Annotated in this window: 25 protein-coding genes and 1 tRNA gene; 18 read left to right on the top strand and 8 right to left on the bottom strand. The window is 37.1% G+C overall.

Annotation, left to right across the window (positions count from 1 at the left end; all coding sequences use genetic code 11):
* Nucleotides 1-627 precede the first annotated feature (627 nt).
* From MW688_RS06505 to MW688_RS06490, 4 genes are all read left to right on the top strand, one after another.
* Nucleotides 628-759 (top strand): hypothetical protein, encoded by a 132-nt coding sequence (locus MW688_RS06505; protein ID WP_486735124.1) that lies wholly within the window; start codon nt 628-630, stop codon nt 757-759.
* Nucleotides 760-768: 9 nt separating this feature from the next.
* On the top strand, nt 769-927 hold the full coding sequence (locus MW688_RS06500) for a hypothetical protein (protein ID WP_486735123.1): 159 nt from the start codon (nt 769-771) through the stop codon (nt 925-927).
* A 290-nt stretch (nt 928-1,217) separates the two neighbouring features.
* Nucleotides 1,218-1,454, top strand: coding sequence for a hypothetical protein (locus MW688_RS06495; RefSeq protein ID WP_486735122.1), 237 nt, complete (start codon nt 1,218-1,220; stop codon nt 1,452-1,454).
* Nucleotides 1,455-1,510: 56 nt separating this feature from the next.
* Nucleotides 1,511-3,256 (top strand): asparagine synthetase B family protein, encoded by a 1,746-nt coding sequence (locus tag MW688_RS06490; protein WP_486735121.1) that lies wholly within the window; start codon nt 1,511-1,513, stop codon nt 3,254-3,256.
* 40 nt (nt 3,257-3,296) lie between these two features.
* Here the strand turns inward: MW688_RS06490 and MW688_RS06485 are convergent, their stop codons facing one another.
* Both MW688_RS06485 and MW688_RS06480 read right to left on the bottom strand, forming a co-directional pair.
* On the bottom strand, nt 3,297-4,265 hold the full coding sequence (locus MW688_RS06485; protein WP_486735120.1) for a sulfotransferase: 969 nt from the start codon (nt 4,263-4,265) through the stop codon (nt 3,297-3,299).
* 188 nt (nt 4,266-4,453) lie between these two features.
* Nucleotides 4,454-5,776: an ABC transporter substrate-binding protein gene (locus tag MW688_RS06480; protein WP_486735119.1), complete on the bottom strand. Its 1,323-nt coding sequence runs from the start codon at nt 5,774-5,776 to the stop codon at nt 4,454-4,456.
* A 128-nt stretch (nt 5,777-5,904) separates the two neighbouring features.
* Here MW688_RS06480 and queG point away from each other — a divergent pair, with 128 nt between their 5' ends.
* The 6 genes from queG (at nt 5,905) to MW688_RS06450 (ending at nt 10,258) form a co-directional block, all read left to right on the top strand.
* Entirely contained in the window at nt 5,905-6,858 is a 954-nt protein-coding gene (queG, locus tag MW688_RS06475; RefSeq protein ID WP_486735118.1) for a tRNA epoxyqueuosine(34) reductase QueG, read from the top strand.
* A gap of 42 nt (nt 6,859-6,900) precedes the next feature.
* Nucleotides 6,901-7,584 (top strand): HAD-IA family hydrolase, encoded by a 684-nt coding sequence (locus tag MW688_RS06470; protein ID WP_486735117.1) that lies wholly within the window; start codon nt 6,901-6,903, stop codon nt 7,582-7,584.
* A 171-nt stretch (nt 7,585-7,755) separates the two neighbouring features.
* On the top strand, nt 7,756-8,079 hold the full coding sequence (locus MW688_RS06465) for a 2Fe-2S iron-sulfur cluster-binding protein (protein WP_486735116.1): 324 nt from the start codon (nt 7,756-7,758) through the stop codon (nt 8,077-8,079).
* A 163-nt stretch (nt 8,080-8,242) separates the two neighbouring features.
* On the top strand, nt 8,243-9,100 hold the full coding sequence (locus MW688_RS06460) for a ParA family protein (RefSeq protein WP_486735115.1): 858 nt from the start codon (nt 8,243-8,245) through the stop codon (nt 9,098-9,100).
* The gene (locus tag MW688_RS06455; protein WP_486735114.1) at nt 9,097-9,837 is read left to right on the top strand and encodes a hypothetical protein; all 741 of its coding nucleotides are present in this window, start codon (nt 9,097-9,099) and stop codon (nt 9,835-9,837) included. The genes MW688_RS06460 and MW688_RS06455 overlap by 4 nt, the downstream gene beginning before the upstream one ends.
* A 19-nt stretch (nt 9,838-9,856) precedes the next feature.
* Nucleotides 9,857-10,258, top strand: coding sequence for a pre-16S rRNA-processing nuclease YqgF (locus tag MW688_RS06450; protein WP_486735113.1), 402 nt, complete (start codon nt 9,857-9,859; stop codon nt 10,256-10,258).
* Here MW688_RS06450 and MW688_RS06445 read toward each other — a convergent pair.
* Entirely contained in the window at nt 10,241-10,495 is a 255-nt protein-coding gene (locus MW688_RS06445; RefSeq protein WP_486735112.1) for a DUF3146 family protein, read from the bottom strand. The genes MW688_RS06450 and MW688_RS06445 overlap by 18 nt on opposite strands.
* Nucleotides 10,496-10,709: 214 nt before the next feature.
* Between MW688_RS06445 and MW688_RS06440 the strand changes: the two genes are divergently transcribed.
* Together MW688_RS06440 and MW688_RS06435 are read left to right on the top strand one after the other, a co-directional pair.
* Nucleotides 10,710-11,780, top strand: a complete 1,071-nt coding sequence (locus MW688_RS06440) for an LOG family protein (protein ID WP_486735111.1) — start codon at nt 10,710-10,712, stop codon at nt 11,778-11,780.
* 13 nt (nt 11,781-11,793) lie between these two features.
* Nucleotides 11,794-13,032, top strand: coding sequence for an aminotransferase class V-fold PLP-dependent enzyme (locus tag MW688_RS06435; RefSeq protein ID WP_486735110.1), 1,239 nt, complete (start codon nt 11,794-11,796; stop codon nt 13,030-13,032).
* A gap of 707 nt (nt 13,033-13,739) precedes the next feature.
* Here the strand turns inward: MW688_RS06435 and MW688_RS06430 are convergent.
* The 4 genes from MW688_RS06430 to MW688_RS06415 all read right to left on the bottom strand — a co-directional run bounded on the left by MW688_RS06430 (nt 13,740) and on the right by MW688_RS06415 (nt 16,293).
* Entirely contained in the window at nt 13,740-13,910 is a 171-nt protein-coding gene (locus MW688_RS06430; protein ID WP_486735125.1) for an EAL domain-containing protein, read from the bottom strand.
* Nucleotides 13,911-13,933: 23 nt separating this feature from the next.
* The gene (locus MW688_RS06425; protein WP_486735109.1) at nt 13,934-14,479 is read right to left on the bottom strand and encodes a PAS domain S-box protein; all 546 of its coding nucleotides are present in this window, start codon (nt 14,477-14,479) and stop codon (nt 13,934-13,936) included.
* 247 nt (nt 14,480-14,726) lie between these two features.
* Entirely contained in the window at nt 14,727-14,954 is a 228-nt protein-coding gene (locus MW688_RS06420) for a hypothetical protein (protein WP_486735108.1), read from the bottom strand.
* Between the two features lie 400 nt (nt 14,955-15,354).
* A complete protein-coding gene (locus MW688_RS06415) occupies nt 15,355-16,293 on the bottom strand; it encodes a sulfotransferase domain-containing protein (RefSeq protein WP_486735107.1) in 939 nt (312 codons plus the stop codon).
* Between the two features lie 444 nt (nt 16,294-16,737).
* On the opposite strand from MW688_RS06415, the gene MW688_RS06410 reads away from it, so the two are divergent.
* Together MW688_RS06410 and MW688_RS06405 are read left to right on the top strand one after the other, a co-directional pair.
* Nucleotides 16,738-16,818, top strand: a tRNA-Leu gene (locus MW688_RS06410).
* Between the two features lie 21 nt (nt 16,819-16,839).
* Nucleotides 16,840-17,259 carry a secondary thiamine-phosphate synthase enzyme YjbQ gene (locus tag MW688_RS06405; protein ID WP_486735106.1) on the top strand — a complete coding sequence of 140 codons (420 nt, stop codon included), beginning with the start codon at nt 16,840-16,842 and terminating at the stop codon, nt 17,257-17,259.
* Nucleotides 17,260-17,264: 5 nt separating this feature from the next.
* Here MW688_RS06405 and acs read toward each other — a convergent pair whose 3' ends face one another.
* Complete coding sequence (gene acs, locus MW688_RS06400) at nt 17,265-19,235, bottom strand: acetate--CoA ligase (RefSeq protein WP_486735105.1); 1,971 nt, start codon at nt 19,233-19,235, stop codon at nt 17,265-17,267.
* Nucleotides 19,236-19,384: 149 nt separating this feature from the next.
* Here acs and psaK point away from each other — a divergent pair, with 149 nt between their 5' ends.
* From psaK to MW688_RS06380, 4 genes are all read left to right on the top strand, one after another.
* Entirely contained in the window at nt 19,385-19,654 is a 270-nt protein-coding gene (psaK, locus tag MW688_RS06395; RefSeq protein WP_486735104.1) for a photosystem I reaction center subunit PsaK, read from the top strand.
* A gap of 267 nt (nt 19,655-19,921) precedes the next feature.
* Complete coding sequence (gene hslO, locus MW688_RS06390) at nt 19,922-20,812, top strand: Hsp33 family molecular chaperone HslO (RefSeq protein ID WP_486735103.1); 891 nt, start codon at nt 19,922-19,924, stop codon at nt 20,810-20,812.
* A 61-nt stretch (nt 20,813-20,873) separates the two neighbouring features.
* Complete coding sequence (locus MW688_RS06385; protein WP_486735102.1) at nt 20,874-22,727, top strand: chromosome segregation ATPase; 1,854 nt, start codon at nt 20,874-20,876, stop codon at nt 22,725-22,727.
* A 9-nt stretch (nt 22,728-22,736) separates the two neighbouring features.
* Complete coding sequence (locus MW688_RS06380) at nt 22,737-23,540, top strand: aminotransferase class IV (RefSeq protein WP_486735101.1); 804 nt, start codon at nt 22,737-22,739, stop codon at nt 23,538-23,540.
* The last annotated feature ends 426 nt before the right edge of the window (nt 23,541-23,966 follow it).

The raw sequence follows: 23,966 nt of genomic DNA, 5'->3' as shown, positions 1-23,966 counted from the left end.
ATTATATCATTGCTAAACAATAGTTGGTCGAGATTTTCTCTAGTAGCGCACTAAACGACTTATAGCATTTTTCGGACTCATGAGGTTGTACCTAACTCTCGGAGCCTCGGTGCAAAGCTGCCTCTGGGAGCCTCGAAAAGGATAACCTCTGTACCTCACCAGTATGAGAATTGCTATATCATCAAGGGGTAAAACACAGTAATTATGTCTCAATTATCCCTTTGTCCCTAATTGTCAACCGACTAAAAATTACCCATTATGGCTATTTAGCTAAGCAAATGAGCAACTTTTAGCAGTAATGAGTAGATATTTTTCAACTGTATTTAGCCCTACTTAACTTGGTATGGGCGCAAGCCGAAGGAGAGGGCGCAAGTATGAGCGCCCCTACATACTATGACAAAGGTTTCAGAGTATAAAACCATATAGAGATAAATTAAATAAAGTGTAGGGTGCGTTAACGGAGTGTAACGCACCATAACATCATCTAATCACATTGTTTAACTATAAACGTAAAACACGTCATCTATATTTTTACAAATATATTTATATACTTATCTAACAGCGAATAGCTATAAGATCATCATCATCTTTTGATCAATGGCCCCGGATTTAAAATCCGGGGAACGGATGACCACAATAATTTGGTACATAAGTACTGGTGGAAGATGTGAGGTTGGGCCAAGCTTAATCTATTTTACAGGACATGGGTTTACTCTACGCGATCGCCTACAAAGACCAAGAGGATATTTAGCTACTTGAGATTGTCAGGTGACAGTTGAGAATAATCAGATTATTGAACAAAAAAATGGATTGACTCTACAACATTTAGATTATTTGATTGACAAAGCCAATTTAAGTGAATTGGTGGTGTTATTAGATTGTTGTCATAGTCTCACATCTTCCACCAGTACTTCTGTACTAAATTAACCTCAGAAAAAGTTCATTTCTCTTTAGTCTAAGAAAAGTAGCAAAGGTCATCTATCGCCCCGGATTTAAAATCCGGGGCGATAGATGACCGCCCATACGCGGTCAACCAATTTTTAAGCGCGATCGCATTAATTCTTTAACTCATTACTTCAAAACTTCAAAACTCATTACTTATTACTCATTACTTATTACTTATTACTCATTACTCAACTCCAACCAGTAACATTAGGTATAGATGCAAGATGTGAGATAGTGGTGAATATCTTGAATCTCATCTTGAATCTCAATTGATGAGAGAGAGTTTAAAAACATTTAACCACAGAAAGAATTATTATCTGATAACTGCTTGTCGTTCAAAGGAAACAGCGCAAAGCATCAGAAAAGATGAACATAGTGTTTTTTCTGGGGCAATTATTCAGGGTTTATCCCAAAATAATATTAAGAGTAAAGGGGAGATAAGTTGCGATCGCCTTTTTGAGTTTGTTCGTAGTCAAATTGGGAGAAAATTGCAAACCCCTGTTCCCTAGCACCTAGCGCTATAGTACAATGGTACTTGTACTTTGATCTAAGTATAATTCAACCTATGAAATTATTAAATAGTTTATCTAAGTTCAAGAAAAATTCAAAATATCAACTAAGCACAAGTTTAAATCCTAATTGGTATATTGTCTTAGGGGAAAATAACAACTTACCTAAAACTCAAAGTTGTTTTCATCAAGATAATCTTTATGTGATTGACGCTGAATCCTGTTTTTATCAAGAGAATAATTTGGTTATTGTGGGAGAAATTTGGTTAAGCAACAGTATAGAATTAGCTTCTCAATTTAACCTCAATTATCAATCTGATTTTACTTGTGACTATCAACTAATTCTTAAACTTTGGGCTAAAGAGGGGGTAAACTGTCTGCAACGATTACAGGGTATGTTTGCTTTCGTGATTTGGGATAGTTTAACTAAAAATCTATCGGTAGTGAGAGATGGGGTGGGAAGTCGCACTCTCTATTATTGCTACCAACAGGGAAATTATTATCTTAGTCCTCGTTTAAAAACTCTATCTCCTTTTCATAGTCAAGATTTAAATCTAGTTGCTTTGAGAGATTATTTGACTTGTGCTTTTGTACCCGGAGAAAATACCCTCTGGCAAAATGTTCAGGAAATACGACCGGGAATGGTTTTAAATTTACTAGATGGAGATAAACAATACTATTGGCAACCTCAAATAAATAGAGAAGATGTTCATCAACCCATCGAGTTTTATAGTCAAAAATTGCGATCGCTCTTAGAATCTGTAGTAAGAGAATATTTACCAGATAATCAGCCTCTAGGCATTTATCTTTCTGGAGGACTAGATTCTAGTTGTATCACCGCCTTAGCCGCTAAGTTTCATAGGGAAAAAATACATACCTATTCCCTTTACTTCGGTAAAGAATGTCCCAATGAATTAGAATTTTCTAGTTTAGTAGCAAGTCACTGTCAAACCGAACACCATATCTTAGAAATTACGCCTGAGAAAATGTGGGCTAATTTACCCATAACTATGGCTAATCTCGATGATCCTATAGGGGATCCTCTTACGGTACCTAATTATTTACTAGCACAAATTGCCCAGGAAAACAGTCAAATTATTCTCAATGGCGAAGGAGGAGATCCTTGTTTTGGTGGTCCAAAAAATCAACCTATGATTCTTAGTCAACTTTACAATAGTTTCAATGGAGATAATAATTTACTAACTACATATTTAACTTCCTATAAAAAATGTTTTTTAGATTTACCGAGACTGTTAAAACCATACGTGTACCACCAAATCAACAATTCTGAATCAGTTTTCACAGAAGATTTAACCACTCCTACGGAATTTTTAAACCGCTTAATGCTGATTAATATTAAATTCAAAGGTGCAGATCATATTCTTACTAAGGTTAATAATCTAACTAACTCAGCGGGATTAAGGGGACTTTCGCCCTTGTTTGATTCAAGAATTGTAGCGTTATCTCTGTTAATTCCTCCCGAATATAAACTCAAAGGCGCAGAAGAAAAAGCTGTTTTAAAACAAGCGGTCTTAGATTTACTTCCTGAAACAATTGTTTATCGTCCTAAAAGTGGTATGAGAGTTCCTGTACAGTACTTTTTTCATAAGTATTGGAAAAGGCGGGCTAGAAGATTACTCCTCTCTAAAAGAGCAATAATTGCTAACTATGTTAATCAAGAAATTATCAAAGATTGGCTTAATTACCAAGGTGACGTTTGGGGACGTTACGGCTTGAAACTCTGGTTACTTGTTAGCTTAGAAACCTGGTTACAGGTCAATCAAAACTCTTCTAAGTATTAAATTTTTGCCGTTCAATCCCGTCAGACTTCTTAAAGACATCTTAATCACAAGCATAACCATATTCTCTTAAATCAATGCCAATTAACTCACTTGTCTTGCGATTGCTTTCTTGGTATAAATTGCCAAAATTATCCTCAATTAATTTTTTGATTCTTTGTTCTTCTTGTTGATGTTTTTTCTCTGGAATAATTAACTCAACTACTTTTGATGTTTTATAACTAAGCCAAACTTGTAACCTTTGTTTGTATGCTTCAGATACTTCTGGATTAGGATAAAAAACAATTTTATTCAATTTACGTTTAAAATTTAAAACACCTGATTTTAAAGCTGTATTTGTGTTAGGAGAAGAAACTAACTCTTGAAGATATTCATCTAGATTGTCTACTTTGATATTCACTCCAGCAAAATCAAGTAACATATTCATGGTTTTTATAGAGTCTTGTTTAAACATTTCAAATGGTAAAACCAGAACGTTTTCTTTGCCAAACTTTTGTTGATAATATTCAGTTAATAAATCATATCTATAGTTAGTTGCAGACATTCTTTTGCGATTAGCAATTAAACGAGGGTTCCCCTCTTTATTTATCGCCTCTTCAATAAATTCTTCAATACTTCTTGTATATCTACCTTTGACTGCCTGATTATACAAAGAAGCAATAGCTGCCATTTGTTCTCTAATAAAAAAGAAAATTTTAGCATCAGGAAAAGTTTCATAGAGTCTTTCTGCTAAAGTTTTTTGATAAGTAGGTTTAGTAAACCTAACGGAAAAGACTTCACTAGATATCACAGGAATTAGCCCCTTAGATTGGCTTTCTGATAAAACATTCTGGTAATATCCTCTTACTTTTTCCCCAGAAAAGTCAAAATCGTCCCACTCCAGAAAATAAGCTGCTGAACCTTTAGTTATATCTTTGAAGCCTAAGCTTTCATTGTTAAAAATTTTGAACTGTAAAAAAGTAGAAGCAGTTTTGGGATAACCAAGATGAACTAATATCTGTGGATATTTCATGCTTTTTATGACTTAATAGATGATCCTATAATTACGCTGGTTTATTATATCACGCTCTCAACATTAGTTCGATGAATTATACTTGGAAACCTCAATACTGCTTGGATAAGAATCAGAGGATTTATCTGGAGAAAGCAGAGAGATAGGTTTTCGGCTCTATCCCCAGCTTCCTTGGTACTTTAACGCAGTTATTGGGCTGGTGCAATTGAATCGATTACTTTTAAGCTGCCATCATCTTCAACAGTCCAAACATCATAGTTACCCACTACATCTCCATACTCATCAATATCCACATCACCACTGGCACCTTGATAATTAATATCTTCGCCATTGCGTAATAATTCTAGGGCTTCACAGGGATCGCTAACTTCTGTTCCTGGAGCATTAGCAACTTCACGAATATTATTCTTGATTGCTTCACCAGTATTAGCATCCGCTGCTTCTGCCGCTAACATCATTAACACTGTAGCATCCCAGGTATGAGGAACAAAAGCAGTAACTTCCTTGTTAGTTTCAGCTTTCCATAAGGCGGTAAAATCTTCAAGAGCAGTACCACTAGCACCGGGTACAGTCCCCAAGGCGCCACTAATAATTGATTTACCGTCGGCGGTTTTGCCAACCTGTTCTACAAAATCAGCGCTATAAACTCCATCAGTGAGCAAAACAGTTACATTGTCAGTTAGACCCTGTTTATAAGCAGATTGAAGTAAAATACTCCCAGTTTCTGCATAAAGTACCGCAGCTACCCCATTAGCTTGGTCATTAAAAGCAGAAGATGCTTCTGTATCGAGAGTACCAGCCTTAGGCTCGTAACGTACAGGGTTATCTTTATTAGCGACAGTCCCCCCTAATTTTTCAAAGGATTTGACAAACTCCTCCTCAAAACCTACACCATAGTCATTATTAATCACCACAGTAGAGACATTAGTTAATCCTCGGTCGTAGGCAAGAGCTGCCAAAGCTTGAGCTTGATAAGTATCAGGAGGAGCTGTACGCGCCCAATAACCATCAAACTCTCCATTCTCCGCCCTTTGGGTAAATACAGGGGAAGTACTACCAGGAGATACTAACATAACTTGATTCCTGACCGCAATTTCCACCGCAGCACCAGAAACACTACTAGCAAAAGCTCCTACCACACCAGCAACATTATCAACTTCAGCTAGTTTAGTCATTGCTGATGCCCCTGCGGGAGGGTCTGTCTGGCTATCTTCGTTAATCAGAGTTACAGGTTCTCCATTAACCCCACCACAGGCATTAACAGTTTCCACCGCTAACTCTGCTGTCAAAGGCATATTTTGACCAATTGAGGCTAAATCTCCCGTGGTTGGTAGTAGAGTTCCTAATTTTAATCCGCCAGTTTCATTGGTAGCTGTAGTTTCTGGTGGATTTGTCGTAGGCTCAGTTGTGGTAGTGGTGGTGTCGGTATCACTAGGACATCCAGTTAATAACCCTAAACTACCTAAAGTTGCTATAACTAAACTTAAAGTTCTGCGAGAAGATTTATTCATTTAATGGTATACTCCCTAATTAGAACAAGATCTGTTAAATTGAGATTTTAACTAAATCATTAATTGTTTGACCAACACATTTGATACTGATTGACAATATCTAGAGACAAATATTCTAGCCTATTATTATGATTCATTTACACCCTACACAAATAAAACAGCAAGCCTTGTCTCTCGGCTTTCATCTTGTGGGAGTAGCCTCAGTATCAGCCCAAACTCAAGATAATGCCCTATCTCATCTCCAAAACTGGTTAGCTTCTGGTTATCAAGCTGAGATGACATGGATGAGTAATTCTCGACGTTTTGATGTTCGTGAATCTTTGCCGTCAGCTCAATCAGTAATTTCTCTAGCTCTTAATTACTATACTGACACTCAACATCCTCAAGAACCAGAGTTTGCTAAAATATCCCGCTACGCTTGGGGAAGAGACTATCACAAGGTTATGCACAAAAAGCTGAAAAGCTTGTCTATTTGGCTAGAAACCCAAGGGGAAGGGGTGAAAACTCGCTACTACTCCGATACCGGACCAATTCAAGACAAAGTTTGGGCACAACGGGCAGGTTTGGGTTGGATCGCTAAAAATGGTAATATAATTACCAGAGAGTATGGTAGCTGGGTTTTCCTCGGAGAAATCTTAACTAATCTAGAATTAGAACCAGATAAACCCTCTACTCAACACTGTGGCACCTGTACACGCTGTCTAGATGCTTGTCCTACTCAAGCCATTACTCAGCCCTTTGTGATTGATGCTAATCGCTGTATCGCCTACCATACTATCGAAAATCGTCAAGAAACTTTACCTGAGGAAATATCTAGTAATTTACACGGATGGGTCGCCGGATGTGATATCTGTCAAGACGTTTGTCCGTGGAATACACGATTTGCTAAATCAACCAATGTGTTAGAGTTTAATCCTTATCCCTCAAATATTGCACCTAAATTAGCTGATTTAGCTACAATTACAGAGGAGGAATGGAATCACCGTTTTACCGCGTCTGCAATGCGTAGAATTAAACCGTATATGTTAAGACGTAATGCTCAAGCTAATTTAGCAAACCACAGTAATCTAAACAGGATTTAATCACTTAACAGCAGTAAATTATAATCTTAAACAGCTTAAATAATGACAATTAAAACAATTATTTTTGATTTTGACGGCACAATTTCTGATACTTATCAGACTCTAATTACAATTACTAATAACCTAGCTGATGAGTTTGGTTATGAACAGATTTCTCCTGAAGAATTACTGGAACTTAAACAATTGAGTTCTCGGGAAATTGTTCGCAAGTCTAAAATTTCTTGGCTAAAAATTCCTTTTTTACTGAAAAGAGGACAAGCAGAACTCAATAAGTTAGTTGTTACCCTAAAACCTATAGCTGGAATTGAAAATAGTTTAGAAGAGTTAAAAGAACTTGGCTACTATTTAGGTATTATTACTTCTAATAGTTATGACAATGTTCAAGGCTTTTTAGAAAATAATCAACTAGAAAATATCTTTGATTTTATCTATCCTAATATTCCTCTCTTTAGAAAACACAATGCAATTAAAAAGTTTATTAATAAACATGGTTTTAAACCAGAGGAAGTTATTTATGTGGGAGATGAAACAAGAGATATTGAAGCCGCTAGAAAATGTCAAATAAAAATAGCTTCTGTAAGTTGGGGATTTAATGATAAATCTCTTTTGCAACAATATAAGCCCGACTTTTTACTTGATTTTCCTAAAGAATTACTGACTATTGTAGATAGTGATGTAGATAGTGACGAGTTGGAAACTGTATTAGGCGTTAATGCCCTAATATAGCCTTTTTCTCTAGGTGTAGGTGTGAGGTAGAGAAATTATCAGTTTGAGGCAAAAGCCAGCTATTGTGATGTTATCTGAAATTTAACAACAAAAAAATAAGCGATCGCATAATCAATTTAATATTAAACTTAAATAAAACTTCCTTAGAAAAATTACTACTAAAATTAAAATATGCCTACTATAACCGCTCAAGGAAAAACTTATGCTTGTGAAACAGGAGAAAATTTACGAGCCTTTTGTCTAAAAAATGGCATTAATTTACATAACGGTAATTCCAAAATAATTAATTGTCGCGGTCTTGGCACCTGTGGCACCTGCGCTGTAGAGATTACAGGAAAAGTATCTCCACCTAATTGGAAAGAAAATACCCGACTCTCTCTCCCTCCTCACAAAGGTGATGGTAAGTTGCGTTTAGCCTGTCAAACTAAAGTTTTAGGGGATATCGAAGTGAAAAAATATACTGGATTTTGGGGTCAAGAAACCACTAGAATTTAGCATGGGCGAATTGTTTTCAAGTATAAATACATAAGTTTGCTGAGGGCAAGAGCACTGGTTTCCGGCGTTAGGTAATACTCAGAAATAAAAAAAATGAAGTTCATCTCAAGTAGCACACTTCTTTGATATAATTTTGAAGGCAAAACTGAAAATTCACAATGAGATGAAAACAATCGCGGTTTATCATAACAAAGGCGGTGTTGGTAAAACAACTACTGTGGTCAATCTAGCAGCAGCTTTTAGTCAACAGAAAAAAAGAGTATTAATTATTGACATGGATAGTCAAGCTAATACAACCTTCGCCACAGGATTGATAAAATTTGACGACGAAATAAGTGATACTATTAAAGATTCTCATATATATCATGTTTTACGTTCTGAAGAATTGCATCCCATATCAGAAGTAGTTCGCAGAGCTGAATACGCCAATACTAGAATTGATGTAGTTCCAGCTCATATCGACTTAATGCGTTTAGAAACAGAATTAAACGCTCTTGAATCTAGTAAACTAAGATTAATAGATAAACTACAAGAAGTAGTAGATAGATACGATATAGTCTTAATCGATACACCACCATCTCTGAATCTCTATGCAAAAATTGCGATTATTACAGCAAATTATTTAATTATTCCTTCGGATTTAAAACCATTTGCTAATCAAGGTTTGAAAAATGTAAAAGAATTTGTCAAAGAAAATAATACTTTTAGAAGACAAATAAATAGAGAACCTATTGAAATTTTAGGCATATTATCTTGTAAAATTTCTACTAATAACAAATTTGTGCAATATACACTACCAACAAGAATAGACGTGATTAAAGAACGTTATCAACTACCAGTTTTTGACACAGTTATTTATGATCGCGAAGATTTAGCCAAATGTGCTGAACAAGTACAAATTATGGGAGACATAGATATGCCAGATCCTCGTTCTATCTTTGATTATAAGCCAGAATCAGCTTCTGCTCAAGAATTTTATCTATTAGCCAAAGAAGTTTTAGAGAAAATGGAAGCACAATGAAATTATCAACTATGTTAGTAGCTGTGAGGAAAATAAGTTCCCATATACCCCGGTCTAATTTCTCTGAGGCAGATATAGAAAAAGCAGCTCAATTAATTTTAGCCGTAGAAGGGTTAATCAATCCGATTATCTTAAAACGTACTAGTCTAGAATCCTTTGAAGTGGTTGATGGTCATTTTGAATATTATGCGGCAGCTAAAGCTAGAGAAATAAATCTAGCCAAAGGCGAAATGATTAATGCTTTTATTTTAGATGAGGAGAATACAGAAGTTTTACAGCAACAAGTGGAGATGTTGCGCCCATCTCAAGAAACCTCTACTCAAACAGTGTCAACGAATACCGCAGCAGTAGAAGCTAGAATGAATAATTTAGAAACGAGAATAGAAACTAGACTAAAAGATTTTGAACAGGAGAATAAAACTCTAAAAACTCAGTTAGAAAGCAAAATTAAGGAAATAGAAGAAAAACTGCCGCAAAAAATAGAACCCCTAGTAGCTTTTAATCAAGATAATCAGTTAGAGTTAACTAGAAAATTTCAAATGAGAGGTATTTATGGAGGAAAAGATGCCGAAAAAAGAGCAGCAGCCATTATTGAAGCGCGGAAAAAACAACCAAATCAAGAGTTTAGTAGTTTAGCTTCGATTGTAGATGAAGTAAAAGTGGTCGGAGGAAAAAGAAAGCAAAAAGCAATAAGTGAGAAAAAAATGCTCGAATTTATCGATAAATGGTGCAATTAAGCGTATATTAGTCAAAATTATGTTTATAATAGGCTTTGATCCCGGAAAAGATAAATGTGGAATCGCCCTGATGAGTGACCAAGGAGAAATAAGAGAACATGAAGTGGTAGAATCAAAAGAGGCGATCGCCAAACTAAATTCTCTATTAGAAAAACAAGAAATATCAAGAATAGTATTGGGAAATCAAACAACCTCGAAACAATGGCAAAGTAAATTAATCAGTGAATTATCTAAAACAATTGAGATAACTAGGGTTGACGAAAGAAACTCAACCCTAGAAGCACGCTCACGCTACTGGGAAATATATCCACCCAGAGGCATAACAAGATTATTACCCAAGGGGATGCGCTTGCCACCGAGGCCAATTGATGATATTGTGGCAATAATTCTGATAGAGCGCTACCTACAAACTAGATCTTAAAGTAAATTGATAGTCTCCCCCAGGTTCTAACTGATAGTCATAACGCTCTAAAAAACGCCCAAGAGGTTCTTGAATCAAAGCCCTACCTAAAGAAGGTTGTACAAATAATTGTCCTTGGCGAAAACGCCATTGGAAAACCCATTGATATGAACCAGCAGTAACTTCCCCCTCTAAATGGCCTTGTTGCCAACATTGATTGATAACTCTAACATAAGCAGTTGTTTCTGGTAAACCCACAGCGATATTGATTATAAATTGACTACTTTATTTTTTGAATTTAACAAATTCAGAGTAACTTAGTAAGGGGTGCAAGGCTTAAGTTCATTTTTGCCCTAAAGGAACAAAAATATGAAATAATCAAGGTCATTGAAGGCCCATGGGCGTTCAAAAAGTTTTCTCTCATGATTCGCCTAAATTATTATATAATATGTATAGCCAAGGTAAGGAAAATATGGCTCTATCTCACCAAAACGAACCCTCAAACTCATCTTTGAGTCAAGAAATGATCGCTCTGATTGACCAGTTGTCCTCCCACGAACATGGCAAGTGGATTGAGAGGGCTTTATCAGTATTGTTAAGAATCGCTAGTGAAGAAGTAGACCGCCTCGATTGGAAAATTCTCACCAACTCCCTAGGAGATATGGAAAGTGCTTTTCAAATCTTTTACAAGTATCGTCATGTACGGAAAATAACTATCTTTGGTTCAGCACGTATAGCGACAGATACTCAAGAATATAAATTAGCAGTAGAATTCGGCCGTCGCATCAGTGAACTAGGCTTTATGGTCTTAACAGGCGGCGGTGGGGGAATTATGCAAGCAGGCAACGAAGGCGCAGGCAAAGAACATTCCTTTGGTCTGAATATTCATCTGCCTTTTGAACAAGATTCAAATCCCTATATAGATGATGAAAAACTAATCAATTTTAAATACTTTTTTACCAGAAAACTTTTCTTTCTCAGGGAAAGCGATGCAATCGCCCTGTTTCCCGGAGGCTTTGGTACTCAAGACGAAGCTTTTGAAACTCTGACTTTGTGCCAAACAGGGAAATATGGACCAGTACCCCTAGTATTGATTGATGAACCTAATGGTAATTATTGGATTAAATGGCACGAATATATATGTAGCTTGGCAGATAGAGGATTGATTAGTGCAGAAGATACTAGTCTCTATACAATTACCGATAGTATAGACGTGGCTTGTGAAACAGTATGCAACTTTTACAAGGTCTATCATTCCAGTCGCTATGTAAATGATTTATTTGTCATGCGTCTCAATGCAGAACTTTCTGATAATCAAATACAACAACTAAATCAAGAATATCCAGATATCCTCACTAAGGGTAAAATCAAAAAAAGTAAAGCACTACCACCAGAACAATCCCACGAAACAGCAAACTTACCCAGAATTGTCTTGTACTTTAATCAAAAAAGTCTAGGACGCCTCTACCAAATGATTAAACAAATTAACCAATGGGGAGAGACTCAAGAAATATCTAGTAAAATGCACCCAGAATGGAAGTAAAACCGCTTCTAAAATGAAATCAGAATTTCTCTCCCCAAAATATCCACCGCCATATTGGGGATTAAACCCAAAAATAAGCTTTTGTAATCATGGGTCTTATGGCGCCTACCCTCTAGCAGTAAAAGAAGTTTTAGATAAATACTCAGCAGAAATTAACCAATGTCCTGATGGTTTCTATTGGGTAGAGTATAGAGAGAAACTGCAAAAAGTCCGCGAGGCGATCGCCTCTTTTGTCAAAGCTAACTATGAAAATATTGTAGTCATACCCAACACCACCTTTGCGGTTAACTCTATTTTCCGAAGCTTTCCCTTTACCTCCAGACAAGAAATTATAGTTATTAATCATAATTATGGTGCTTGTCGCAACGTCATCAAATACGTAGCCCAACAAAAAAGCTTAAACATAGTCGAAGTTGAAATTCCCTTTACTGGATTATCACCCTCAGAAATTATTACTAAAATCGAAGCTAAATGTACCCCATCTACTGTACTTTGTTTTATAGACCACTTAGCTAGTGCATCTAGTCTACTTTTTCCAGTAAAAGAAATAATTGCTCGTCTCAAAGAACGTGGTATTTTAACCTTTGTAGATGGAGCACACGCACCAGGACAAATAGAACTAAACTTAGAAGAGATTGGGGCCGCTTTTTATGGAGGAAACTTACATAAATGGGCTTCGTCTCCCCGAGGTACAGCCTTTTGCTATGTTGATCAACAATACCATCATTTAATTGAACCTGCAATCATTAGTTGGGGTTCTAGTCAAAGTTTACAGGGTAAAGCAACAACTCTTGCAGAAAAATTCTCTATTTTAGGCACCCGAGATTTAGCCCCCTTTATGGCGATTCCTGCCGCCTTATCTTTTATTAATAATGCCTATACAGGAGGCTTCCCCAGTTTTTTAGAACGTAACCAAAGTTTAGCTTTAGAAGCTCTAAAAATCTGTCAAAGTTACTTTAATTTGCCCCAAATTATTCCCCCATGGCGAGCAATGTTTTATTCAATAGAACTTCCTTTTTTAGTTAAACCTTCTTTAGAGAGATTGATTCAAAAAGAACAAGAGAATAGCTCAGTTCCAGCTCATTTAGTTTTAAGTAAAATTCTTCTAAGAGATTATCAAATTGATGCTTTTTTACAAGTAATTAATAATAAATATATTTTGAGAATTAGTTCTTATTGTTATAATTCTTTAGAAGACTATCAAAACTTGTGCCTTGCCTGCGAGGATTTAATTAGTAAAAAATTAACTTAACTATATAGACTTTTAGTAATAACTGGCGATCTCCTCTTGTTAAACATAATCATTCTGTAATCCCATGTTGGTATGGTGTTGGGTTTCGCTAACAAGGACCCAACCTACAAGCTGGCGATCGCCTGGGAGGATTTAATTAGTAAAAAATTAACTTAACTATATAGGCTATGAGTTTTATAAATTACTTTTAGTAATATAGCAAGCTCGCAAATAGGGCTTGCTGAAAAAGTAAGTTTTGGTGAGGAGAAAGGCAGGAGGCAAGAGAGGCAGAAGGCAGAAGGTAATAATGATTTATGAATTTTTGAGTAATTAAAGTAAAAAATGCACTCTTTTTAGCATAATACATTCAAAAACTTTGCACTTTTCACAAGGGAAAACTGGCTCAAACCTATATCCAGTCATAGTTTTATATTTATTCAGCAAGCCCCAAATAGATGTTTACAGTTATTATAAAAAGCCCCCCTTAGTAAGGGGGGTTTGGGGGGATCTTTTATCTAATGAGCGGAACACTACAACGAGCACTGCTATAACTCATATCAAAGCACTCCTAAAAAAGTACAGAAATTGGCCAACAGGCGAGAACTCAGACCATCGCCTCTTGTTAAACATAATCATTCTGTAATCCCATGTTGGTATGGTGTTGGGTTTCGCTGACAAGGACCCAACCTACAGGCTCATTACTCATTACTCAACCACAACCAGTAACATTAGGTAAAGATGCTTTGATCTGAGTTCGACCTTGTTGTCACCCCGTCAAGGTAATAACTCTGAAAGGCTTTTGCAGATAAAGGCCGACTATAAAGATAGCCTTGTACTAAGTCACAGCCTTTTTCCCGCAAAAAAGCGGCTTGTTCTGGGATTTCTACCCCTTCAGCGATAATTTTGAGATTCAGGGCTTTTCCTAAAGCAATAATTGCTTCAACGATCTAATTATACTATTTCCTTCTCGATAAGGAGAATAGCGAATATCCAAATAACGTTGTTGGTCGCCATTGACTTGAAACCATTTTTGATATGCTATTTCTTCTCCCTGAAAGCAACGATCTAGACGGGGTTGTATCACATCTGCAAATAAGTGCTCACCCAAGACAGACATAACTGATTGACCAATAATCATTTCTAGCTTTTTGCCGAACATTTTGGCATAAGCATGATTAACCACTAAATAGGTATAGTCTGTCTGCACAAACGCCATTAAATCTTGTGTACTAGAGACAATACGCTCAAAAATTCTCAGCTTGTCTTCTAGCTTCTTGCGATCGCTAATATCCATGACTGAACCAATATAGCCTTTAAATTCACCTGACGGGGTGACAGGGTGGTTGAAAAGCTGGTAGATCTTGAGGTTTGGGTCGGGCGATCTCGAAGAGATCTCGCCAAAGGCGAGTGCGTCAAAAAAATTAGTGAATTTTTTCTGCTTATTGAGAATGAACCTAATAATCATCATTTTTATTTTTCTCCACTAGAACCCAAAGATAGTATTGACTAAAAAGTCAATACTAAAGACAAACAATTTTTGACAGAATAATATTTAATTGAAGGTCAAGTTTTTTCTGAGAAATTTAAGTTAAAATAAAGGTTAATTAAACAGATAATTTTATTAAAGACATGGCTTTTAAACTTTTTTAGCGATCGCCTGTGGCAAACCTCAATCTCCACAAGATTTCTAGCCACCCTGTCACCCCGTCAGGTATTTAGCCCTTCGCCGCAATATGACCATAAATTTCATACCAGTAATCTTCATTGTTAGGAAGAAGTTTCTGTATGTGTTCACCTTGTGCGTTTTTTAATCCCGTTTGTTTCTCAAAAGCAGCATTCAGTTCTACAAAGTAATAATCTATTGGGTCATTATTCTCATCAAAAACCAACTCAATAATGCAAAACCCCTCATCAATGGAGTTAAAAAGGGAGGTTTCCTCCAACTCACATCTTCCACCAGTACTTATGTACTAAATTAACCTCAGAAAAAGTTCATTTCTCGTATTTCCTAAGAAAAGTAGCAAAGGTCAACCAATTTTTAAGCGTTTAGCATTAATTCTTTTACTTCAAGACTTGAAGTTTTGAAGTAAAAGAATTGATGTTAAACCCCTAGGAGACAAAGATTATAGAGAATTAACCATAAAGAACATTTTTCCTTAAAAATTAGTACATAAGTTCTGGTGGAAGATATCAGTCAAAGGAGGGAGTGTAAGACCGAAAGGTGGGAGAAATCCTATTTTTAAGCAGCACCCTATGAAGCCAGAAGCATCTAGCTCACTTCGTCTGAGCTAGATGTAGTTTAATTATTACATGAATCCGGGGACGATGTATTGCAAAAACTTATCAAGTACAATATCCAAAATTAGCTAAATCATAACCAATCAATTCACTAGTTTTTTGATTGCTTTCTTTGTAGATATCACTCACGCTGTCACTGATTAATTTCTTGTAGCGCTTCTCTTGCTGCATTTGTATTTTTTCGGGAATCACAACATCGGTAAGTTTTGCTAATTTCAAAGCTATCTTACTTTTTATGGGTTGTTCTGCCACAATTTTGTCGGGATTATAAATAATTTCATTAATTATGCGCTTCACAACTAATGAGTATCCTTTTAACTTTAAATTTTCCTGGGTTTGTGTTTCCAATTCGCCTATATTTTTTAATTTTATTTCTGGGTTGACAAAATTAAGTAACTCACTTAAAAACTTTTGTTTATCGCAACAAAATATTTCAAAAGGTAGTACTAAAACATTTTCTTTTCCAAATTTATTTTGATAATTTTTGATTAAAACATCATATTTGTAGATAGATAAATCCTGAATTGAATTTCTTCTTTTACCTTTTTTTTTGTTTAAAAAAACTTCTAAATTTGTAGGATTTCCAGCTTTAACCATTTGATTATACCTAGAATAAAGCATTGATTTCTGTTCCCGTATAACACAGAATATTTTAGCATTAGGGAAAACTTGAGCAATTCTATTTGCTATCAACGTTGTATAATGTATTTCCGCAAATCTCTCACTGGAACAAACAAGTGTACGGTTTTTTAAGTTAACTTTATCTATAACTGATAAAATTGTTTGAGACAATAACTGAGGATCAAAGTCGAAATCTGTAGTATGATCGAGATAGTTAGCCAAAAACCTATTAGCTTTTGAGGCTCCGAACCAATCCGATGGCCAGGGATTAATAAAACCTAAATCACTATTATTAAACAGATATTTTTGTAACCAAGTAGAACCTGTTTTAGGATAACCAATGTGAACAAGTGTTTTGTACATTCTTTCATTTTCAACTTAAAATATAACACTAATATAGCAAAAAAAATGTCAATTAGCTTACTCAAACAGGTTGTCTTAGTCTATATCTTCTGGCCTCTTTTTTTCGTAGCTTCTCAAAAAGTCAAGCTTGCTTGAGAAACAGTGCATAACTGCAATAAAATCGTCCATTAGTTCCTGATTAGGGGGAAATTCCCCACCAGCTACAGACGGCAGTTCCATCCGGAAAGTATTTGTCTTATCCCTTCTTCTCTAATGTTTATTGCTGCATTACCATCTCTATCATGATTTAGATCACTCGCACGCAAATACAAAAGTACTGAATCGTGATGGGAAAAAAACAAGCAATTCCTTATTTTAAGACAGGACTTATGCAGTTGAAGGTTTCCATAAATGAAAATTTAGTTGCTATTTTAAAATAATTGTGTTATGCTAGTAAAAGTGTCAGCGGATGTGGTGGAATGGTAGACACGCACGCTTGAGGGGCGTGTGACTTCGGTCATGCGAGTTCAACTCTCGCCATCCGCATAAGTATTTTCAGCAAGCCCTATGAAATTTCACCAAGATAAAATTAAGCTTAAAACCACAGGTAAATCTCTTCAGAGAATAACTAATCAAGTAGCAGAGATTGTTAAAGAATCGGAGATTAACACAGGATTATGTAGTATTTTCATTCGCCATACCTCTGCTAGTCTCCTCATTCAAGAAAATGCAGATCCCGACGTGTTAGAAGATTTAAATGATTTTTTCACCAAATTAGTGCCAGAAGATAAACAAGCCTATAGACATGGAAGCGAAGGTTTAGATGATATGCCAGCCCATATTCGTTCTGCTTTGACTCATACCTCTGAACAAATTCCTGTGAGTAATGGTCGTTTAGTCTTAGGAACTTGGCAAGGTATCTATGTTTGGGAACATCGCTCATCTCCTCACCAAAGAGAGATTATTATCCATGTCCAAGGCACGTAAGTTACTTAATCCTCCTCCCGGAGTTTATCTAAGACACTACGGTCTTCTAAGGTAGAAGTATCACCAAGCACCTCTTCACCAGAAGCTAAATTACGCAAGAGACGACGCATAATCTTACCAGAACGAGTTTTAGGCATACCCTCAGTAAAACGAATGTGGTCAGGACGTGCGATCGCCCCAATTTCTTTAACTACGTGTTGCTTCAACTCTTCTACCAGAGAATCACTCTCCTCATATTTACTCTCTAAAGTCACAAAAGCCACAATATTTTCTCCCTTCACCTCATCAAAGGCGCCAACTACCGCCGCCTCTGCCACAGCCGAATGAGATACTAAAGCCGATTCAATCTCCATAGTACCCAAACGATGGCCAGAAACACTAATTACATCATCTACACGACCCATAACCCAAAAATAGCCATTTTCGTCTCTTCTAGCGCCATCTCCAGCAAAATATAAATACTGCCCATCTTTAGGAGGAATATGTTCCCAATAGGTACGACGAAAACGATCAGGATCTCCATAGACATTACGCATCATTCCCGGCCAAGGATGTTTAATCACTAAATATCCCCCCTCATTGTCAGAAACAGGATTCCCCTCTAAATCTACCACTTCTGGTATAATTCCAGGAAAGGGAAGAGTAGCAGAACCTGGTTTAGTAGGTGTAGCTCCCGGTAGCGGCGTAATCATAATCCCACCCGTCTCCGTTTGCCACCAAGTATCTACAATCGGACAACGTTCTTGCCCAATAACTCGATAATACCACATCCAAGCTTCTGGATTAATTGGTTCTCCCACTGTACCCAAAAGACGTAAAGAAGATAAATTGCGCATTTTCGGGTAATGTTCTCCCATTTTAATAAAAGCGCGAATCGCCGTAGGTGCCGTGTAAAAGATATTTACGCCATATTTTTCAATCACATCCCAAAAACAGCCAGGATTAGAAGGACGGGGAACTCCTTCGTACATAACTGTAGTAGCCCCATTAGATAGAGGTCCATAGACAATATAACTATGACCAGTAATCCAACCAACATCGGCTGTACACCAATACACATCAGTATCTTTAAGGTCAAAGACCCATTTACTGGTAATATGGGAATAGAGATTGTAACCTCCTGTAGTGTGAACTACTCCCTTAGGCTTGCCAGTAGTGCCACTTGTGTAGAGAATAAACAGTAAATCTTCACTATCCATCGGTTCTGCGGGACAATCTGCCGACACCCCCGCTTGTAAATCATGCCACCAGTGATCCCGTCCCGGTTCAAAATGCACTTTTTGTTTAGTTCGTTGTACTACCAATACATTATCTACACTTGGTACACCATCATTAGCCAAAGCTGCATCGACTTGTTCTTTGAGAGGGACGATTTTATCTTTACGCCAACCCCCATCAGCAGTAACTACTAGTTTCGCCTCAGCATCCACTAAACGGTCTTTTAAAGCTTCCGAACTAAAACCCCCAAAAACTACAGTGTGAGGAGCACCAATTCTCGCACAGGCTAACATGGCGATCGCCGCTTCTGGAATCATCGGTAAATATATTCCTACCTTATCCCCCTTTTTTACCCCCAACTGTTTTAAAACATTGGCAAATTGACACACCTCTCTGTGTAACTGAGCATACGTCAAGGTGCGAGAATCTCCCGGTTCCCCCTCCCAGATTAAAGCTGCCTTGTTACGACGCCAAGTCTTGAGATGTCTATCTAAACAATTATGAGATATATTAATCTTTCCCCCTACAAACCACTGAACAAAAGGGGGTTCCCAATTGAGAACTTTATCCCATTTTTGAAACCAATCTAACTCAGAATCAGCTAATTGTGACCAAAAAGTAGCAGGATCTGCTTTTGCTTCTTCCCATAGCTGTTGATACTCTTGTTGGCTTTTGATGGCCGCTTGGTTAGCAAACTCCTGTTGAGGGTTAAACAGACGTTTTTCTTGCAAAATTGATTCGATAGTTGGTTGCGACATATATAAATTTTCCTTGAACTTAAGCTCATGATCAATCATATAGCTTATGTTTGTTGTTTTCAGGGGTCAAATATGTAAAAAAATATGAAGTAAATAGCAAAAAAGAAGCGAAAAAAGTCAAAATATTAAAAAATTATCCAACAAAAAAAATGTTTAACATAATTTTATTAGCAGCAACAAGCACAGCACCCTCAACCTTAGAATGGACACCTAATGTAGCACTAGTTATGATACTTTGCAATATAGTAGCAATTATCATTGGTAAATACGGAATTCAACAACAAAATAGTGGTCCTCAATTACCAGCAGCAGCATTCTTTGGGAATATGGGTTTACCAGGTTTACTGGCTACAACAAGTTTTGGTCATCTAATCGGAGCTGGGGTAATCTTAGGATTAGCCAATTTAGGAGTGCTTTAAAACTTTTAAGGCTAACTTGAAAATACGCTTAAAAATCTCCCGTTAACTAGTGAATACAGTTAACGGGATTTTTTAAAATTCTACATTCGCGCATTTTATTTGACTACATCAGTTACGAATTAGCTAAAAATATAATAAAGAACACTTAACTCATTTTATCTCATAAATTTGCGTAAAATACGGCTATTTCATTGCTTCTGCCTTCTGCCTCCTGCCTCCTGCCTTCTGATATAAAATAAAAGATGTAAAGAAATGTAAGGAGACTTTATGGCAGATCAACTGATTAGAGCCACAGCAGCAGACGGCGGGATTAGAGCCGTAGGAACAATTACAACTCGTACGACACAAGAAGCTCGCGAAAGACATAAACTATCCTATGTAGCTACAGCAGCTTTAGGCAGAGCAATGTCTTCGGGATTATTATTAGCTTCCAGCATGAAAACCGAACAATCTAGAGTAAATATAAGAATAAAAGGTGATGGACCTCTAGGAGGATTATTAGTAGATGCAGGTGTAGACGGTACCGTTAGAGGTTATGTAAATAACCCCAGTGTAGAACTACCACCGAACTCTCGCGGCAAATTAGATGTAGGTGGAGCTGTAGGAAAAGAAGGCTATGTGTACGTAGTCAGAGACTTAGGTTATGGCTATCCCTACTCAAGTACAGTTAAACTAGTATCAGGAGAAATAGGCGAAGATATCGCTAACTATTTAGTTACTTCTGAACAAACACCCTCAGCACTACTAGTAGGTGTATTTGTAGGAGCAGAAGGAGTTACCGCATCAGGAGGGTTATTACTACAAGTTATGCCCCAAGCAGCAAGAGATGAAAATTTAGTCAATTTGTTAGAATCTCGTGTAAGTAAGTTATCAGGATTTACCAATCTTCTGAGAGAATCTTACAGCATACAGGAAATCTTTAAAGAATTATTAGGGGATTTGAGTTTACAGATTTTGCCAGAAGTTCAACTAGTCCGGTTTAATTGTGCTTGTTCTTTTAATCGGGTTTTAGGTGCCTTAAAAATGCTCGGTGAAGCAGAACTACAAGATATGATAGATAAAGATGATGGCGCCGAAGCAACTTGTCATTTTTGTGGTGAAGTCTATCAAGCAAGTAGCGCCGAACTAGCACAGTTAATAGAAGAGTTACGTTGTTAAATGTTAAATTATTAGCAAAAACTAGTAAATAGGCGGCATAAAATAAGAGTGAGTGAAAATCATGAGTCAACCTTCTACAAATCAAGTAAATACAAACGAAGTGAAAAAAGTTAAGTTAAATTATAACTTATGGATTTTTTTGATCTCAACTTTATTGTTAATGGGAGTTTCTGGAGGAGTAGGTTTTGTAGCTACATCAATGATACTTAAACTGCCAAGATCTGAATCCTGTCCTAAAATATACTGGCCCCTCGCTTCAGCTTCCATGCGCCTATATTGTGCCCAGTTAGCCAGTGAACAAAAAACTGTAGAAGGTTGGGTCCAAGCTATAAATATGGTAAAAGTACTACCACCAGAACATATAATTAGACCAGAAGTGAATGAAAATGTAGAAGAATGGGTACAAGGAATATTAGCTGAAGGAGAGCAAAGGTTCCAATCAGGAAAAATAGATGAGGCTATGACTATAGCGGCCAAAGTTCCTGAAGATGTGGCTACTAATTTGCTGGTAGAACAAACTACATCAAAATGGCAGTCAATTTGGTCAGAAGGGGAAACTAGAGAAGAAAAGATTGAAAAATATATAAGTACCGGAAATTGGAGTGGCGCTTTTCGAGAAGCTATACAGTTGACTAATTTGGAAAATCACTATTGGTCAACAGTTAAATATGAAGAAACTCTTAATGAAATTCAAATGGCTAAAACAGAGAGTAGCAAGTTAGACTCAGCCTACGCTTTACTCGAAAAAGGTCAAGTGGATGATATATTACAGGCAATGACAGAAGCCGAAACAATAGATACCTCTAGTTCTGCCTATTCACAAGCTCAATCTATCATCGAACAAGCTCAAAATGATTTACTCAAAATTATCGAAAGTAAAATACAACAAAGAGACTGGCAATCATTAGAAATTACCCTAGGGAAAATAACTGAAAAGGCAGAATTAACGGGTAATGTAGAAGATTGGTATCAGTTAGCTAAAGCAGGGACAACCGCCAATGAGGGGACGGTAAAAGCTATAGGAGAAGCTATAGTAGAAGCAGAAAAAATCCCCGCATCTAGTCCAATTTACTATGAAGCTCAAAAACTAACCAGACGCTGGAAACTAGAAATAGAAGACCTACAAGAACTGAACGCCGCCAGAAATATCGCCCAACAAGGCAGAATACAAGATTTAGAAGCAGCGATCGCCACCGTAGCATCAATACCTGTATTTCATCCGCGCTACCAAGAAGCTCAAACGGAAATAAGTCGCTGGACTCGTGAAATCCAAGTGATCGAAGATAGACCTATACTTAATAAAGCTCAACGATTAGCAGCAGCTCAAACTATACAAGGCTGGCAAGCAGCAATCATTGAAGCTACTAAAATAACCCCAAATCGCCCTCTATATCCCCAGGCACAAAATATTATTCAACAATCTCGTCAGAAAATACAATATAGTCAAGATCGCCCCATTCTTGACCAAGCTATTAGTTTAGCTAATCAAGAAAACTGGTCGGCTGCGATCGCTAAAGCTAGAGAAGTTAGTTCCCAACGCTCACTCTATGCTGAAGCCCAAGAAAAAATTAGAACTTGGCAAGAGCAACTTCAAGCACAAGAAAATCTTCAAGAAGCTTATAGTCTTGCTGCAAGTAAAACAGCAGATGGTTTAATCCAAGCAATTAACCTAGCAAGTCAAATACCTAATTATGCGGCAGTTAAACCTAGTAGTAATCAAGCTATTAACCAATGGGCTGAAGATTTATTGGTAATCGCGGAGGAAACTTCTAACTCTTCCCTCGATGAAGCAATTAATCTAGCTGCTGCTGTACCTAAGGGGACTACGGCCTATAACTCCGCTAGAACTTATATGGAAATTTGGAGAAAAAGAAAGTCTCAGTCTCCTCTAATTTGGACAGAATCCGATGAATAAACAAAAAAAATGTATTGGTATCAAGGCAAATTATACAAACAAACTTCTTTATCAATAGAAATCAATGACCCGGGTTTACTCTATGGGGCTACCGTATTTACCACTATGCGCGTCTATGAACAGTCTTTAGCCCATCCTTTGACTCATTGGTCAAGTCATCGAAAACGTCTGGAAAATAGCCTCAAAATCCTCAATTGGAGTAACCCTAATTGGGAACTCCTACACCAGGGAGCAGCAATTCTCGCTCTTAATTATCCAGTGCTCCGTATAACTATATTTCCCGATGGAAGAGAATTAATTATAGCCCGATCACTCCCCCAAAACCTCTATCAATGGCAACAACAGGGAATAACCGCTCTTGTCACTCCTCACTCCCCCTACTATCGTTATCTACCTGCCCATAAAACCGGGAATTATTTAGGCGCTTGGCTGGCTACACAACAGGCAGCAAATTTAAACGCTCAAACCGCAATTCTCACCGACAGTCAAGGTAATTGGCTAGAAACCAGCACCGGCAATCTCTGGGGTTATGCTGCTAATTGTTGGTATGTAACCCCTATCACCAACGACTTGTTACCAGGAATTATGCAGCAACATCTGATGGAGTGGTTAAAAACTCAAGGCATAACAGTTATAGCTAAAACTTGGTCTCTAGATTGGGTAAAAAAATTAGAAGCGATCGCCTATACTAATAGTGTTTTTGAAGTTATTCCTTTTCGCCAAATAGATACAGAAACAGGCATAATTAAATTAAATCCTCAACTACCTGCTTTTAGTAATTTAAGGGCTTATTTCTCCAGGAAAAACCAGTGAAACTAGGATTTTCAACTTAGACTCAGAATTGGAATCAAAAAAACCCATAACCAGCTTAGTAGGCTGCTAACTACTAAGTGTAATGCACCATAATATTTTACTAATAAAAGAAAAATTAAGGAGTTTTTAAGTGCGATCGCCTATTTTCTCTTCAAATCCTCTTTTTACTACTATTTCATACATAAATAATTCAGATTGTGGAGGTTGGGCCCCAATACTGCTAGGTTAAGAAGATTATCTGTTGAGACTGCAAGGGAGCACCGGAGCAGGGGGCGGGGGAGAAAGCCGAAAATCCCTCTCCCTGCTTCGGTCTCAGAAGCTCCTCTGCTTGCCTCAAAGAAAAGTCAAAATCCAAAACCTACGCAGTATTGGGTTGGGCCCTTGGCAACGAAACCCAACAAAACAACTCCGCATTCTCCCACGGTT

The organism is Johannesbaptistia floridana (genome assembly GCF_057440575.1).
The sequence above is the reverse complement of the archived record's forward strand: the minus strand, read 5'-3'. Positions and strand labels throughout refer to the sequence as shown.

Bases quoted from the DNA above. Each gene is read 5' to 3' on its own strand.
- hslO (WP_486735103.1), top strand. From the start codon at position 19,922: ATGGCAGATCAACTGATTAGAGCCACAGCAGCAGACGGCGGGATTAGA.
- MW688_RS06415 (WP_486735107.1), bottom strand. From the start codon at position 16,293: ATGTACAAAACACTTGTTCACATTGGTTATCCTAAAACAGGTTCTACT.
- MW688_RS06490 (WP_486735121.1), top strand. From the start codon at position 1,511: ATGAAATTATTAAATAGTTTATCTAAGTTCAAGAAAAATTCAAAATAT.
- queG (WP_486735118.1), top strand. From the start codon at position 5,905: ATGATTCATTTACACCCTACACAAATAAAACAGCAAGCCTTGTCTCTC.
- MW688_RS06385 (WP_486735102.1), top strand. From the start codon at position 20,874: ATGAGTCAACCTTCTACAAATCAAGTAAATACAAACGAAGTGAAAAAA.
- acs (WP_486735105.1), bottom strand. From the start codon at position 19,235: ATGTCGCAACCAACTATCGAATCAATTTTGCAAGAAAAACGTCTGTTT.
- MW688_RS06460 (WP_486735115.1), top strand. From the start codon at position 8,243: ATGAAAACAATCGCGGTTTATCATAACAAAGGCGGTGTTGGTAAAACA.
- MW688_RS06450 (WP_486735113.1), top strand. From the start codon at position 9,857: ATGTTTATAATAGGCTTTGATCCCGGAAAAGATAAATGTGGAATCGCC.
- MW688_RS06495 (WP_486735122.1), top strand. From the start codon at position 1,218: ATGAGAGAGAGTTTAAAAACATTTAACCACAGAAAGAATTATTATCTG.
- MW688_RS06480 (WP_486735119.1), bottom strand. From the start codon at position 5,776: ATGAATAAATCTTCTCGCAGAACTTTAAGTTTAGTTATAGCAACTTTA.
- MW688_RS06425 (WP_486735109.1), bottom strand. From the start codon at position 14,479: ATGATGATTATTAGGTTCATTCTCAATAAGCAGAAAAAATTCACTAAT.
- MW688_RS06505 (WP_486735124.1), top strand. From the start codon at position 628: ATGACCACAATAATTTGGTACATAAGTACTGGTGGAAGATGTGAGGTT.
- MW688_RS06455 (WP_486735114.1), top strand. From the start codon at position 9,097: ATGAAATTATCAACTATGTTAGTAGCTGTGAGGAAAATAAGTTCCCAT.
- MW688_RS06405 (WP_486735106.1), top strand. From the start codon at position 16,840: ATGAAATTTCACCAAGATAAAATTAAGCTTAAAACCACAGGTAAATCT.
- MW688_RS06470 (WP_486735117.1), top strand. From the start codon at position 6,901: ATGACAATTAAAACAATTATTTTTGATTTTGACGGCACAATTTCTGAT.
- MW688_RS06465 (WP_486735116.1), top strand. From the start codon at position 7,756: ATGCCTACTATAACCGCTCAAGGAAAAACTTATGCTTGTGAAACAGGA.
- psaK (WP_486735104.1), top strand. From the start codon at position 19,385: ATGTTTAACATAATTTTATTAGCAGCAACAAGCACAGCACCCTCAACC.
- MW688_RS06440 (WP_486735111.1), top strand. From the start codon at position 10,710: ATGGCTCTATCTCACCAAAACGAACCCTCAAACTCATCTTTGAGTCAA.
- MW688_RS06485 (WP_486735120.1), bottom strand. From the start codon at position 4,265: ATGAAATATCCACAGATATTAGTTCATCTTGGTTATCCCAAAACTGCT.
- MW688_RS06435 (WP_486735110.1), top strand. From the start codon at position 11,794: ATGAAATCAGAATTTCTCTCCCCAAAATATCCACCGCCATATTGGGGA.
- MW688_RS06380 (WP_486735101.1), top strand. From the start codon at position 22,737: ATGTATTGGTATCAAGGCAAATTATACAAACAAACTTCTTTATCAATA.